We start from the raw sequence: 12,630 nt of genomic DNA on the forward strand, positions 1-12,630 counted from the left end.
GCCCCCGAGAAGTGGACCGGCCGGGATTTGAACCCGGGACCTCCGCCGTGCGAGGGCGGCGCTCTTCCAGCTGAGCTACCGGCCCTTAATACTATTTAAATAAGAGGAGGATTTTAATACTTCAATCAAGCCGATTCCGCCTATACACATAGTAGAAGGGTGTGCTTAGTTGAGTAGCGAGGTCGAGCACAGGAAGCGTGTTAGAGAGGAGCTGATCTCGAAGAACATCAACCCATACCCCCACAAGCCCCTCTACCAACCGGCCAGTTTGAGGAGTATCCTAGACAACCCCGTGGAGGGAGCCGAAGTCGCTGTAGCGGGCAGGATAGCAGCCGTGCGGAGACACGGGGGCCTTGTCTTCCTCGACATAGTCGACGACGGGCTACGCATCCAGGCGTCGATCGACAAGAGCAAGACTGGCGACGTCTTCGAGTTCTTCGACAAGTACGTTGACCTTGGAGACTTCGTGAACGTGAAGGGGGTGTTGTACAGGACTAGGAGAGGAGAGCTGACCGTAGACGTCAGGGGGCTTCAGCTACTAGCGAAGAGCCTTCGCGCACCGCCTGTGAAGTACGGGCACAGGCTGCTCGACCCGGAGGTCAGGTACAGGAAGAGGTACCTCGACATAATGCTGACACCAGACGTTAGGAGAGTGCTCGAAGTGAAGTTCAAGGTTCTGGAGGAGACGAGGAGGTTCATGTGGGGGAAGGGCTTCGTCGAGGTCGAGACCCCGGTTATACAACCGATCTACGGTGGTGCGGAGGCTAGGCCTTTCAAGACCTACGTATGGGCTCTGAACACCGAGTGGTACCTCAGGATCAGCCTTGAACTACACTTGAAGAGGTTCATTATAGGGGGGTTCAACAAAGTCTTCGAGATCGGTAAGGTGTTCAGGAACGAGGACATCGACGCCCAGCACAACCCCGAGTTCACGATGCTAGAGGCCTACCAGGCCTACGCGGACTACAACGACATGATGGACTTGACGGAGGAGCTCATAAGCCACTTGGCCGAGAATGTCTTGGGTAGGCATGTCATCGAGGTACCCGTCGGAGACGTCAAAGAGAGAATAGACCTCTCACGCCCCTTCAAGAGGATGACTATGTACGAGGCCTTCAAGGAGTACGCCGGTATAGACGTCGAGAAGCTAGGTGACGACGAGATCAGAGACCTCCTGGCTAAGAACGAGATAAGCCTGGCAGGCGGGTACGACAGGGGGAGGGCTATAGTGAAGCTGTTCGACAAGCTCGTGGGCAGGAAGTACCTGGTTCAGCCTGTGTTCATCACCGACTACCCGAGGTCGTCATCGCCGCTGGCAAAGCCCCACAGGTACAACCCTGACCTAGCAGAGAGGTTCGAGCTGTTCATCGCCGGCATGGAGATCGCCAATGCCTACACGGAGCTTAACGACCCGGTTCTACAGGCAGAGTACTTCAAGGCCGAGGAGGAGAGGAGGAAGAGAGGTGATGAGGAGGCGCACCCGTTCGACTGGGACTTCGTGGAGGCGCTGGAGTACGGGATGCCCCCTACCGGGGGGCTCGGAGTCGGGCTAGACAGGGTGAGCATGGTTCTAGCAGGAGTCTCGTCGATAAAAGAAGTGATATCTTTCCCGATGATGAAGTAGGCGCTCAAGCGGGGAGGTTGAAGCCGGCCTCGAGGGCTTTGAAGTTTGCCTTGTGATACCTCATGTCCAGTATCTCTGCTATACCCATCTTCACGTAGTCGAGAGGCAGTAGGTTCGTTACCTTGACGACGTGGCCCAAGAGGAGTATGTTCGCGACTCTCGGGTTGTTCAGCAGCCTCTCTGCCAGCCTCGTGTACTCCTGGGCGTAGAGCTTGGCCTCTGTTCTGACCTCCCCCTGGTAGAAGGTCCTGTCAAGGAAGACGAACGTCTCTTTCCGGGCTAGCTTGAGGTAATTCTCGAGGTTGTAGGGGTACAGGAGTATCATTACGTAAGGGTTAGTGACGGAGACGAAGTTTAAGGCCTCCTCGAGACTGTCAGCTATGACCATGTCGACCCTGCTCTCACCGCCCCTCGTCTCGGAGGCGTAGTGCTCTGTCCCGGACGTGTAGTAGTTCATGTACTTAGACGCCACCAGGCCGATCAGCCTGCCTAGTAGCAGGACGCCCTGGCCCCCTCTCCCGACGATGAGTATCTCGTGCCTCAACCCTCAACCCCTCTTGACCAAGTCGAGGTACGACGGGTTATTCCTGACGACGTACTCCCCTATGACGATCCCCTTCTCCCAGTCTATGTCGGACTCGTCTATCACCGGGTTGGGCTTGTACTTCACTCTCTTCTTCAGCTCCTCGAACATCGTAACCGGGTTCCTCAACCCGATGTGCCTGCCGTAGACCTCGGGGCACGTGCTTATCACCTCGAGGAACCTGAACCCCTTCATCCCAAGAGCCTTGTAAGTGAACATCTCAATGTAGTGCGGTGTCGTGATGCTGGCCCTCGCAACGTAGTTCGCGTTGAGGCTCGCGACCAGCTTTATCACGTTGAGAGGCGGCTCGGGGTTCCCGTGAGGGGTGGTAGTCGTGTAGACTTTCAACGGCGTGGTCGGGGCCAGCTGACCACCGGTCATAGCGTACACGAAGTTGGTTATCATCACGACGAACAAGTCTATGTTCCTCTTGGCAGCGTGCAGCAAGTGGTTGCCGCCTATACCGGCTACGTCCCCGTCGCCACCGACGACTATGACCTCTAGGCTCGGGTTCGCGAGCTTGACACCCGTGGCGAACGGTAGGGCGCGCCCGTGGAGCGTGTGAGCAGAGTCGAAGTCTACGTAGAAGGAAACTCTAGCGGAGCAGCCGATACCGGTAACGAAGACGACCTTGTTCCTGTCGAGCCTCCCCTCGTTTATCCTCCTGTCAATGGCCCTCAGCATTGCGCCTAGTGCTATGCCTATCCCGCAACCGGGGCACCATATGTGGGGGAGCCTGTCGGTCCTCAGGTACTTGTCTAGGGGGTGTAGGGTCAGCTTGGCTAGAGCCATCTGGCGACGGCCTCCATCACCTCGTTGAACTTAGGAGGGTCGACCGTTATAACCGGGGAGAAAAACGTCCTCGCCGAACCGGCGATCCTAGCGACGTCCAAGTAGAGTCTCCCCGTGTTGTTCTCGACGACTACGACCTTGCCCGCCCTCGAGAGGGACTTCCACAGCCATTCCTCGTTTAGGGGCCAGAGTGTCTTCAGCCTCAAGAAGCCTACTCTAGCCCCTCTCTGCCTCAGAGCCTTTACTACCGGGTATACCATGCGCGCGGTCGACCCGTACGCTACCACGACGACGTCTGAGTCCTCGACCCAGTACTCCTCCTGCTCGTAGATGTAGCCTACACCCCTCCTAATCTTCTCGTTGAGCCTCGTGACCATCTCGCGGTAAGTCTCGGAGTCCTGGCGGTAGTACCCCAGCTCGTCGTGGACAAGGGACTCGACTATCACCTTGTAGCCCTCGCCGAAGACGGCCATCGGCGGCACGAGGTCCTCGTCCGGCTTGTAAGGCCTGTAGTCGTCTGGGGGCGCTGAGGGCTTCTTCCTCTCTATGATCTCCACTTCGCCTGGCTCCTTGACGTAGAGCGTCTCCCACATGTGGGCTATGTTGGCGTCTGAGAGGAGCACTACGGGCGTCCTGAACTTCTCCGCCACGTTGAAGGACTTAATGGTCATGTCGTAGCAGTCCTGGACGCTCCAGGGGGCGAACACCGGGATCGTGTAGTCCCCGTGCGCCAGCCAGCGGGCCTGGTACACGTCCGACTGCGTTGCCTTCGTCGGTATCCCGGTGCTAGGCCCCGCCCTCATAATGTCGACCACCACGACCGGGGTCTCGGTGGCGACCGCGAGGCTTACCCCCTCCGCCATCAGTGAGAAGCCGGGTCCGCTCGTAGCAGTCATGGCTTTGACGCCCGCCCAAGAGGCGCCTATCGCGGCGTTTATACTCGCTATCTCGTCCTCGAACTGGACCACTATGCCGCCGTACCTAGGCAGTTTCTCTGCTAGGTACTCCATGAGGTCCGAAGCCGGCGTTATCGGGTAGCCGGCGTAGAACTTGAGCCCCGACAGTATCGCGGCCTCAGCGATAGCCCTGTTACCCGACAAGAACTCCCGTCTCAACTCCTGCCACCCTTTGTCACGTATATTGCGAACTCGGGGCAGACGTACTCGCAGAGTCTACAGCCGATGCACTTGTCGGGCTCTGTCACCACCGGAGGCCTGTAGCCGAAGCGGTTCGCGTCCTGACCCTTCACTAATATTTTAACGGGACATATGGTGATGCAAAGCTCGCACTCCTTGCACCTGTCCCTGATCACGTTGACGACGAACCTAGCACCCGCGTACTCGTTTACAGCTAGTGTTAGCATTTGCGTCAATAGCCAACACACCCTTAGCCACTAAATTCATACTACTAGGTGCTCCTTTTAACGATACGGACACGACGTGTTTAACACTTGTGTATCTGTTCACCCGTACAAATACGTTCACAAAGGAAGGCGTATAGCCCGATTCTAACTTATTCAAGATAGATATTTAAATCAACTCACGTGATAGATTGAATTCGGTGTCGGGATGCTCATTGAGATAACGTGGTATGGGAGGGGAGGACAGGGAGCGTGGACTTCGAGCAACATCCTAGCAATGGCAGCAGCCCTTGACGGGAAGCACGCTCAGAGCTTCCCTGCCTTCGGACCTGAGAGGTCTGGAGCCCCTATGCTGGCCTTTACGAGGATAAGCGACGAGCCGATCGAGATCCACAGCATGGTCTACAACCCTGATGTCGTGATCGTGTTGGACGACAGCCTCATATCCCCCAAGGTGTACGCGGGTATCAAGGAGAACGGCGTCCTGATCCTGAACTACGAGGGGGACAAGGAGTCGCTTTTCAAGAGGCTCGGTGACCTCCCGGAAGGCGTGAAGGTCTACACTACGCCTGCTACAAAGCTCGCACTCGAGATCCTGAAGGCTAACATAACCAACACAGCTATGATAGGCGGGTTGATGAAGGCGTGGAGTATTGTCTCCTGGGGTAGCCTGGAGAAGGCGGTGAAAGTGAGGTTTAGGGGAGCTGTCGCAGACAAGAACATCGATTTAATAAGGAAGTCGCATGACTCGACTGTGAAGGTGAAGTAGATGTCCCAGCAAGCCGGTTGGAGAAGCCTCCCTAAAGCAGGTGTGACCTTCAGGCTGTCAACCGACTACAAGACTGGGGACTGGAGAGCCCTCAAGCCGGTTATAGACTACAACAAGTGCACGAAGTGCATGCTCTGCTGGTTGTTCTGCCCCGACATGGCGATAGTCTGGGACGGTGAGAACGTGGTGGTGAACTACGACTACTGTAAGGGCTGCGGTATCTGCGCAAACGAGTGCCCGGTTAAGGCCATAAGCATGGTACCCGAGTTCTAGGTGGTAGCCGTGACCCAGGCCGTGGTTAAACCCCGAGTACCCTTGGAGAAGCAAGTCATGATGACCGTGAACGGCGACGAGGCAGTGGCGTACGCCGTCAAGCAGAGCCTAGTCGACGTCGTCGCCGCGTACCCGATCACACCCCAGACGATCATAGTCGAGAAGTTCTCGGAGTTCGTTGCAGACGGCGAGGTGAAGACCGAGTTCGTCCCCGTAGAGTCGGAGCACTCCGCCATGAGCGCCTGCGTCGGGGCCGCGGCCGCGGGCGCCAGGGCCTTCACAGCGACCTCCTCGCAGGGGCTCGCCCTCATGGTGGAGATACTGTACATCGCGTCCGCCCTGAGGCTACCCATAGTCATGGCGGTAGTCAACAGGGCCCTCTCGGCCCCGATCAACATACACAACGACCACAGCGACGCGTACCTCATGAGGGACTCGGGCTGGATACAGCTCTTCGCCGAGAACGTACAGGAGGCCTACGACACCACTATCCAGGCCTTCAAGATAGCCGAGGACGAGCGGGTGCTCTTGCCCGTGGCCGTTAACCTGGACGGCTTCTTCCTCAGCCACACGCTCGAGAACATCTACATGCTCCCCGACGAGGTCGTCCACGAGTTCCTCGGCGGCTACAGGAAGGTGAGCAAGGTGAAGGTCGACTACTTCGACGAGGAGGTACCCCTCGCACTCAACCCCGCTAGGCCCCTGAGCTTCGGCAACCTGGACTTGTACGACTACTACTTCGAGCACAAGGTCCAGCAGGTGGAGGCGATGAAGAGCGTCCCCGAGGTCGTACGCGAGGTCAACGAGGAGTGGTTCAAGCTGACTGGGAGGAGGTACGGCGACGGCATACTAGACCCGTTCGAGGTGGAGGACGCCGACGTAGTCCTAGTGGGTATGGGTAGCGGCGTCGGGACCATGAGGAGCGTAGTGAGGAGGCTGAGGAAGGAGGGCCTCAAGGTGGGGCTGGTGAAGCTCAGGATGTTCAGGCCGTTCCCGTTCAAGGAGGTCGTTGAGGTGTTGAAGAACGCAAAAGTCGTAGCGGTAATGGAGAAGGGGGTGAGCCCGGGTAGCTACGGCCCGCTATTCCTCGAGGTCAACACAGCCCTGTACGACCTGAAGAGCAGGCCAGCGCTGGTCAACTACGTCTACGGGCTAGGCGGTAGAGACCTCGTCCCGGACCTCGTCGAGGGGATGATAAGGGGGCTGTTTAAGGAGCTCGAGAAGGGGGTATTCGAGCCCAAGCTCAGGTACCTCGGCGTGAGGGAGTGAGGTGGTAGGCGTGGTCGTGAAGACCCTGCCCGAGTTCCCCGTCAAGAAGGGCGAGCCGGCGTACAAGCTCTGGTTGTTCGAGCCAGGACAAAAAGTGGAGATGCCACTGGTCTTCAACCTCAGGCAACTAGCTGAGACGAGAAGGCCCGCCCTACTGCCGGGCCACAGGCTGTGCGCTGGCTGCGCTGCCCCAATAGTAGTCAAGCTCGCGAGCTTCGCCTTCAGAGGCCCCACTATAGTCGTCACGGCAACGGGCTGCCTCGAGGTCTCGACCACCATCTTCCCGTACACCAGCTGGGCTGTCCCGTGGATCCACAACGCGTTCGAGAACGCCGCGGCGACAGCCTCCGGTATAGCGGCCGCTGTAGAGGCCATGAAGAAGACCGGGAGACTGCCCTACGAGCACGTCGACGTCGTCGTCTTCGCGGGCGACGGCGGCACCTTCGACATCGGCTTCCAGGCCCTCAGCGGTGCGGCAGAGAGGGGCCACGACTTCCTCTACATACTCTACGACAACGAGGCGTACATGAACACCGGGATACAGAGGAGCGGCGGCACGCCCAAGTACGCTTGGACCACGACGTCGCCCGTGGGGAGCGTGCTGCCGGGTAAGATGGAGAACAAGAAGCCCATAGCAGAGATAATGGTGGCTCACAGGATACCCTACGTAGCGACCGCGACGCCGGCCCACTGGATGGACTTCATGAAGAAGGTGAGGAAGGGTATAGAAGTGAAGGGCCCCGCTTTCATACACGCCCTGAGCAGCTGCGACAGGGGTTGGAGGCACGACACAGCGCTGACGCTAGAGGTGACGAGGAGGGCTGTCGACACCTGCTACTTCCCGCTGTGGGAGTGGACGCCCGAGACAGGCTACGTGCTCACCGATAGGAGCCTGGCCATCGCCAGGAACCCCAAGCTGAAGCAGCCGATCGAGAAGTACCTCGAGCTGCAGGGTAGGTTCAGGCACCTGCTGAAGCCCGAGAACAAGCACCTGGTGAAGGAGCTACAGGAGCTAGTCGACGCCGCCTGGGAGGAGCTACTCAGGAAGGCGAGTAACGCCCCAAGGTGAACGGCGAGGAGTAGAACGAGTTTTTTAGACAAGATCGATTTAAGGAGTAGCCTCGTCGCCTGCGTTGGGTCCCCGCTGAGGGGAGACGACAGGATAGGGCTTATCGTGTGCGAGGAGCTTTCCAGGTGTGGAGTCCCCAGCGTGGTCTGCGAGTACGGCCTAGAGAACTGCCTCTCACACATCTTCTCGGCCAGGCCCGAGAACCTGGTAGTGGTGGACGCGGTCTACTCGGACAAGCTGGGCGAGGGGGACGTAGTCCTAGTAGACCTCGACAAGGTCTCCGAGTACTACATCCCCACCACGCATAGTCTCCCCCTCAGGATGCTCGTTGACATGCTGGTGAGAGGGGGTGCTGTAAAGAGGGTCTACATCATAGGGGTCTCGGTCAAGAATCTGGACGTGTCCCTGGAGGTCTCGCAAAGGGTGTTAGAGGCCGGCATGAATCTCTCTAAAGCGTTATGCGACGCTTTTAAAGAGGGTAAGGTAGACGAGGAGGGGCGACGCAGCGGTCTTCAGGATTAGCCTGAAGTGCTCGTCGTAGTCGAGAGGGTTGAACAACCCGCTAGAGCTTACGACTTTTAATATAGGCGGTGCTAGCTCTGGTACTCCAATGCCCGAGAACCCCCTCTCCAGCGAGTTCAGACGCGCTAGTCTCTTGACCTCCCTCTCGTAAGTCGCCGGGTTCTCAAGCGACTCGACGAGAACCCTAGCCAGCCTGGCGACGTAGTAAAGACCCCCGTAGGTGAACGGCTTCACCAGTCCGAGGGCGTCCCCTATAAAGAAGACCCTACCACGTATGTGAGGCCTAGACAATTGCCCCGGCTTGACCACCACCCCTCCGAAGAAGCCCAGTAGCCTCCTGTACTTTACCCCCGCAACGCCGAGCACCTTCTTGACGGCCGACCCGGGGTCTCCGACGTGCCTCTCGGTCAGGTACCCCGCTAAGCCGAGGCCGTCGCCTATCGGCACAAACCAGGAGAACAGCGCGCCGCCTACACCGTACTCTACGTGTATTGTGTCCTCGCCTCCCTCGTGTTCAACGAGTGCCTGGAGACCATACAAGTACTCCCGTCTCCTCCCGTTGAAGAACCTGAAGAACTCGCCCGTAGAGCCGTCGGCTACAACGAGCCTGTCGAAGCGTACAATGCCATCACCCGCCCTCACGCTGTACGTGTCTAGCGGCTTAGCCCTCACGCCCGTCTGGAGGCTGTGGCCGAGCCTGCTCGCCTTATCGGCTAGCTTCTCCTCGAGTAGCGGTCTCTCGAGGTAGAAGGCGACCTCTCTACTAAACTCCACCAGGTAGCTCCCCAGCCTGGTGTGGAACAGGAACCTCTTGTAGCCCCGTTTAACGACCCTGGGTGTTAAAAGCTTGGCGAAAAAGCTCGCAGTGTAGAGGCCGACGATGCTTGTACAGTGACGTGGCTCTCCGAACCTGGGGTGCTCCTCGTAGAGCAGTACATCCCGATCCCTGATCAGTGACGCTACCGTGAGGCCGGCGGGGCCGCCGCCGACCACTACGACTCTACTCATTCTCCTCCTCGTAGTCCCTCGAAGACGTCCGCAACGTGTATCTCGCGGCTCTCAGGGCCTTCGCGATGTACTTGAAGGCAGCCAGGGGGTCGGTCTTCTCCCCACAAGTGTATACGTCTACCGTGGCGAAGGAGTACTCGGGCCACGTGTGTATCGATATGTGGCTCTCGAGGACCACCGCGAAGACTGTAACGCCCGGGTCGATCTTCCACGTCTTCACGTCTAGGATCGTGAAGTTGCCCACCTTAGCCGACTCCTCGACGACCTTTCTCAAATACACGGGGTCACTCAACAAATCTGGGTCGCAACCGTAGAGCTCGCCGTAAACGTGCTTCCCCACGACCTTCTTTTTCAAACTCTCTATGTAAACACTCATCCCTGAATCACCCACTAAATAACTCCCCCCTGGGGGCTTTTAAAGGTTTCACCCCCTCCCCCCTTCCCGTGATCAAGGGTATGGGGGGTTGGCCGCGTGTATGGGGTGGGTGTCTGAACGTGATACAAAAAACAGGTATATATCGTGGTATACTATTGCTTTAACCGGGGTTTTGGTTTGAGACTCTTCGGCACTGCCGGCATTAGGTTACGGTACCCCGGCGAGATAGACCCTGTTCTATGCTACAGGATAGGGCTAGCAGTCTCGAGGCTGGGGCTTTCCCGCAAGGCGTTTATCGTCCACGACTCAAGGACGACAAGCCAAGTCCTGACACTCGCTACGGCTGCAGGCCTTATGGCTGGAGGGGTGGACGTCTACTTAGTCGGCTTAGCACCCACGCCCGTCGCGGCTTACGCGGCTAAGAGGGGGAGGGGGGTCGGCGTCAGCGTAACTGCAAGCCACAACCCCCCCGAGTACAACGGGCTCAAGTTCTACGACCCGGAAGGCTTTGAGTTCGTCAGGGGCCTGGAAAAAGAGGTCGAGGAGGCAGTCTTCAACAAGGCCCTATCACCCCTGGGGTGGAGCGAGGCGGGTAGGTTCTACACTGAGCCGGGCCTCGTGGACGACTACGTCGAGGACCTGTACGAGTTGACGCGGCCGCGGAAGATGGCCTGGAGGCCCGTACTAGTAGTCGACCTGGCAAACGGGGCCGCCGGCCATGTGACGCCCGCTCTCCTGAGGATGATGGGTGCCATCCCCCTCACGGTCAACGCAAACCCGGACGGCTTCTTCCCTGTGAGGACGCCCGAGCCGAGGAAAGACGTCCTCGAGTCTTACATAGACCTCTACTCCAGCGTCAAGCCGGCGGCCGTCCTCGCACACGACGGTGACGCCGACAGGCTAGCAGTACTCGACCCAGTAGAGGGCTTCATAAAGCAGGACAGGGTCATAGCCTTCTTCATCGACGAGCTGGGCGGAGGCTCGAAGGGGAAGGTAGTCGTGAGCGTGGACACTGGGCGGGTCGTGGACGAGGTCGCCGAGAGGCACGGGCTCAGCGTAGAGAGGTACCTGCTTGGCAAGACGCACGAGAAGGTGAAGGAGGACCCCGATATCGTGATAGCGGCAGAGCCCTGGAAGCTCATCTACCCCAGGTGGGGGCCCTGGGTCGACGGCGTGCTACAGGCCGCGCTGATAAGCAGGGTAGTAGTAGAGGAGGGTAAGAGGTTCGCCGAGGTGTTAAAGGATAGGGGGATTAAGGAGTACCCGTGGGACAGGAGGAGCTACAAGTTGAGACCCGAGGAGAAGCTGGACGCCGTCTACCGCAGGCTGGCCGAGAACCTCAGGAACAAGTTCGGGGAGCCCGTGAAGGAGACCCTCATAGACGGGTACAGGTACGACTACGACGACGGCTCCTGGGTCTTGGTCAGGCGCAGTGGTACGGAGCCTAAGATAAGGTTCTACATGGAGGCCCCTTCGAGAGACAAGCTCAAGACAATGGTGGTTGCCGTGGAGTCGGAGGTAAGGAGAACGGTAGGAGAGTACTCTGCGATGGTCGAGGAAGTGACGGTGGGCTAGAGCAGCCTCTTCAAGAACACGGGCAGGTCTTGTTGCCAGACCTCTACGACCCCTAGCGGGTTTAGGTGACGGTTGTACTCGTTCCTGACAAAGACGGGGTGCTCGACCTCGCCGAACACCTCTATGTCGCTCTCGCTGTCCCCGAAGAAGTAGGCCTCTGAGACTCCGAGAAGCGCCCTGGCGACCCTCAACCCCGCGGCCTTGCTCGTCTCAGCTACGTAGACCTCTATGAACGGGCGCTGGTACTTGAACACGAAGAGCCCCCTCCTTTCAGACTCCTCCTCGACCGCGATGACATCCGCCGGCTTATTGGGGCACCTCCTCCACCCGACCCCCAGCCCGAGAGCCCTCCCTAGAAGGCTCTTCTTCAGCTCTACCCGTAGGCAGGGTTCTCTCAGCCTCATGTACAGCTCCTCGACGTCTCTAGACCTGCGCTCGTCGAGAGCCCTTAAGGGGTACACGAGGTAGCCCCCCGCGAGGACCTCGAGGCCGTTAACCCCGATGTACGCGTCGGCAGAGGGGACTTGCTCGACCAGAAAGCTCGTGCTCCTCGTAGAGGCGATCAGCAGCCTGTACTTCCTCTTCAGCTCTCGGAGGACACCCTGTACCCAGGGCAGTGGGATGTCCTTCCCTATCTCCGCGAGTACCCCGTCGTAGTCGAACACGAGGGCCTTGTCTACCAAACGTGTCTCCACCAGCGCTCTGACTTGGTTAGGCTCACTCTCCGAATGCCCTGTCTCCTGCATCACCTAGGCCGGGGACTATATAACCCTTCTCGTTGACTGTGAGGTCGACCGCTGCTGTGTAGATCGTGGCGTCCAGGTTGTACTCCTCGACCACCTCTCTAACCCTGTCGATCGCGAGCGGTGTAGCAATAGCGCCCACGACGAAGACCTTCCGGGGCCTGCTCTTGGACAGCACTATCTTGAGGACCTCTCTGATCGTCGAGCCCGTAGCCAGCATAGGGTCCACTATGATGACGGTGTCCTCATTACTTATTTTCGGCAGCCTCACGTACGTGATCTCGACGTCGAAGGTTTTGTCAGCGCGCATCCCCTTCTCTTCCACCCTCCTGGCGGAGACTACGCCTTGCCTAGCGTTGTAGAAGATCTTTATCAGCCCCTCTGTCATAGGCATGCCTGCTCTCAAAACGGTTATTATCACCACCTTGTCCATGTCCTTGAACCTGACTCCCTCTGTCTTGACGCCTAGTGGTGTCTCGACTTCCACGCGCTCCAGCTCTAGGTCTCTCGTTATCTCAAAGCCCATGGCCCTGCCGAGCCTTACCATGGCCTTCCTGAACTCTATCTGCCTGATGTTCTTGTCTCTTAGAGTGGTGAGGACTACCTGTATATACGGGTGATCTAGTACTCGGACCTTTAGCAAAGCCCTGGCTAACTAATCCCCCTG

General features: G+C 58.3%; 15 protein-coding genes and 1 tRNA gene. 7 read left to right on the forward strand and 9 right to left on the reverse strand.

From position 1 onward, the window contains the following. Positions 1-12 precede the first annotated feature (12 nt). Positions 13-85 (reverse strand) — tRNA-Ala (locus tag TCELL_RS06290). Positions 86-169: 84 nt separating this feature from the next. On the opposite strand from TCELL_RS06290, the gene lysS reads away from it, so the two are divergent. Next, entirely contained in the window at positions 170-1,624 is a 1,455-nt protein-coding gene (gene lysS, locus TCELL_RS06295; protein ID WP_014737902.1) for a lysine--tRNA ligase, read from the forward strand. A gap of 4 nt (positions 1,625-1,628) precedes the next feature. Here lysS and TCELL_RS06300 read toward each other — a convergent pair whose 3' ends face one another. The 4 genes from TCELL_RS06300 to TCELL_RS06315 are packed head-to-tail and all read right to left on the reverse strand — an operon-like array spanning position 1,629 to position 4,362. Then, positions 1,629-2,168 carry a 2-oxoacid:acceptor oxidoreductase family protein gene (locus TCELL_RS06300; RefSeq protein WP_014737903.1) on the reverse strand — a complete coding sequence of 180 codons (540 nt, stop codon included), beginning with the start codon at positions 2,166-2,168 and terminating at the stop codon, positions 1,629-1,631. Positions 2,169-2,171: 3 nt separating this feature from the next. Continuing rightward, on the reverse strand, positions 2,172-2,999 hold the full coding sequence (locus TCELL_RS06305; protein WP_014737904.1) for a thiamine pyrophosphate-dependent enzyme: 828 nt from the start codon (positions 2,997-2,999) through the stop codon (positions 2,172-2,174). Continuing rightward, positions 2,990-4,114: a 2-oxoacid:acceptor oxidoreductase subunit alpha gene (locus tag TCELL_RS06310; protein ID WP_014737905.1), complete on the reverse strand. Its 1,125-nt coding sequence runs from the start codon at positions 4,112-4,114 to the stop codon at positions 2,990-2,992. Before TCELL_RS06310 ends, TCELL_RS06305 begins: the two co-directional genes overlap by 10 nt. After that, positions 4,111-4,362 carry a 4Fe-4S dicluster domain-containing protein gene (locus tag TCELL_RS06315; RefSeq protein ID WP_014737906.1) on the reverse strand — a complete coding sequence of 84 codons (252 nt, stop codon included), beginning with the start codon at positions 4,360-4,362 and terminating at the stop codon, positions 4,111-4,113. The genes TCELL_RS06310 and TCELL_RS06315 overlap by 4 nt, the downstream gene beginning before the upstream one ends. Positions 4,363-4,567: 205 nt before the next feature. Between TCELL_RS06315 and TCELL_RS06320 the strand changes: the two genes are divergently transcribed. The 5 genes from TCELL_RS06320 (at position 4,568) to TCELL_RS06340 (ending at position 8,261) form a co-directional block, all read left to right on the forward strand. Further along, positions 4,568-5,128 (forward strand): 2-oxoacid:acceptor oxidoreductase family protein, encoded by a 561-nt coding sequence (locus TCELL_RS06320; RefSeq protein WP_014737907.1) that lies wholly within the window; start codon positions 4,568-4,570, stop codon positions 5,126-5,128. Beyond that, complete coding sequence (locus TCELL_RS06325) at positions 5,129-5,401, forward strand: 4Fe-4S binding protein (RefSeq protein WP_014737908.1); 273 nt, start codon at positions 5,129-5,131, stop codon at positions 5,399-5,401. It abuts the gene before it with no gap. A gap of 60 nt (positions 5,402-5,461) precedes the next feature. After that, complete coding sequence (locus TCELL_RS06330; RefSeq protein ID WP_420834841.1) at positions 5,462-6,670, forward strand: transketolase C-terminal domain-containing protein; 1,209 nt, start codon at positions 5,462-5,464, stop codon at positions 6,668-6,670. Positions 6,671-6,680: 10 nt separating this feature from the next. Further along, positions 6,681-7,739, forward strand: a complete 1,059-nt coding sequence (locus tag TCELL_RS06335; protein WP_048163353.1) for a thiamine pyrophosphate-dependent enzyme — start codon at positions 6,681-6,683, stop codon at positions 7,737-7,739. 105 nt (positions 7,740-7,844) lie between these two features. Further along, the gene (locus TCELL_RS06340) at positions 7,845-8,261 is read left to right on the forward strand and encodes a hypothetical protein (protein WP_238529006.1); all 417 of its coding nucleotides are present in this window, start codon (positions 7,845-7,847) and stop codon (positions 8,259-8,261) included. On the opposite strand, the gene TCELL_RS06345 is transcribed toward TCELL_RS06340, so the two are convergent. Together TCELL_RS06345 and speD are read right to left on the reverse strand one after the other, a co-directional pair. Continuing rightward, entirely contained in the window at positions 8,196-9,269 is a 1,074-nt protein-coding gene (locus tag TCELL_RS06345; RefSeq protein ID WP_014737911.1) for an NAD(P)/FAD-dependent oxidoreductase, read from the reverse strand. The genes TCELL_RS06340 and TCELL_RS06345 overlap by 66 nt on opposite strands. Next, complete coding sequence (gene speD, locus TCELL_RS06350; protein WP_014737912.1) at positions 9,262-9,645, reverse strand: adenosylmethionine decarboxylase; 384 nt, start codon at positions 9,643-9,645, stop codon at positions 9,262-9,264. Before speD ends, TCELL_RS06345 begins: the two co-directional genes overlap by 8 nt. Before the next feature lie 177 nt (positions 9,646-9,822). Here speD and TCELL_RS06355 point away from each other — a divergent pair, with 177 nt between their 5' ends. Beyond that, positions 9,823-11,220, forward strand: coding sequence for a phosphohexomutase domain-containing protein (locus TCELL_RS06355; RefSeq protein ID WP_048163356.1), 1,398 nt, complete (start codon positions 9,823-9,825; stop codon positions 11,218-11,220). Here the strand turns inward: TCELL_RS06355 and TCELL_RS06360 are convergent. Together TCELL_RS06360 and upp are read right to left on the reverse strand one after the other, a co-directional pair. After that, positions 11,217-11,903 carry an HAD hydrolase family protein gene (locus TCELL_RS06360; protein ID WP_014737914.1) on the reverse strand — a complete coding sequence of 229 codons (687 nt, stop codon included), beginning with the start codon at positions 11,901-11,903 and terminating at the stop codon, positions 11,217-11,219. The two genes, TCELL_RS06355 and TCELL_RS06360, sit on opposite strands and share 4 nt — an antisense overlap. A 34-nt stretch (positions 11,904-11,937) precedes the next feature. Next, positions 11,938-12,606: a uracil phosphoribosyltransferase gene (upp, locus tag TCELL_RS06365; protein ID WP_014737915.1), complete on the reverse strand. Its 669-nt coding sequence runs from the start codon at positions 12,604-12,606 to the stop codon at positions 11,938-11,940. Positions 12,607-12,630: the final 24 nt, after the last annotated feature.

The organism is Thermogladius calderae 1633, from assembly GCF_000264495.1.
Lineage (GTDB): Archaea > Thermoproteota > Thermoprotei_A > Sulfolobales > Desulfurococcaceae > Thermogladius > Thermogladius calderae.

Bases quoted from the DNA above. Each gene is read 5' to 3' on its own strand.
- TCELL_RS06305 (WP_014737904.1), bottom strand. From the start codon at position 2,999: ATGGCTCTAGCCAAGCTGACCCTACACCCCCTAGACAAGTACCTGAGG.
- TCELL_RS06315 (WP_014737906.1), bottom strand. From the start codon at position 4,362: ATGCTAACACTAGCTGTAAACGAGTACGCGGGTGCTAGGTTCGTCGTC.
- TCELL_RS06320 (WP_014737907.1), top strand. From the start codon at position 4,568: ATGCTCATTGAGATAACGTGGTATGGGAGGGGAGGACAGGGAGCGTGG.
- TCELL_RS06325 (WP_014737908.1), top strand. From the start codon at position 5,129: ATGTCCCAGCAAGCCGGTTGGAGAAGCCTCCCTAAAGCAGGTGTGACC.
- TCELL_RS06330 (WP_420834841.1), top strand. From the start codon at position 5,462: ATGACCGTGAACGGCGACGAGGCAGTGGCGTACGCCGTCAAGCAGAGC.
- TCELL_RS06345 (WP_014737911.1), bottom strand. From the start codon at position 9,269: ATGAGTAGAGTCGTAGTGGTCGGCGGCGGCCCCGCCGGCCTCACGGTA.
- speD (WP_014737912.1), bottom strand. From the start codon at position 9,645: ATGAGTGTTTACATAGAGAGTTTGAAAAAGAAGGTCGTGGGGAAGCAC.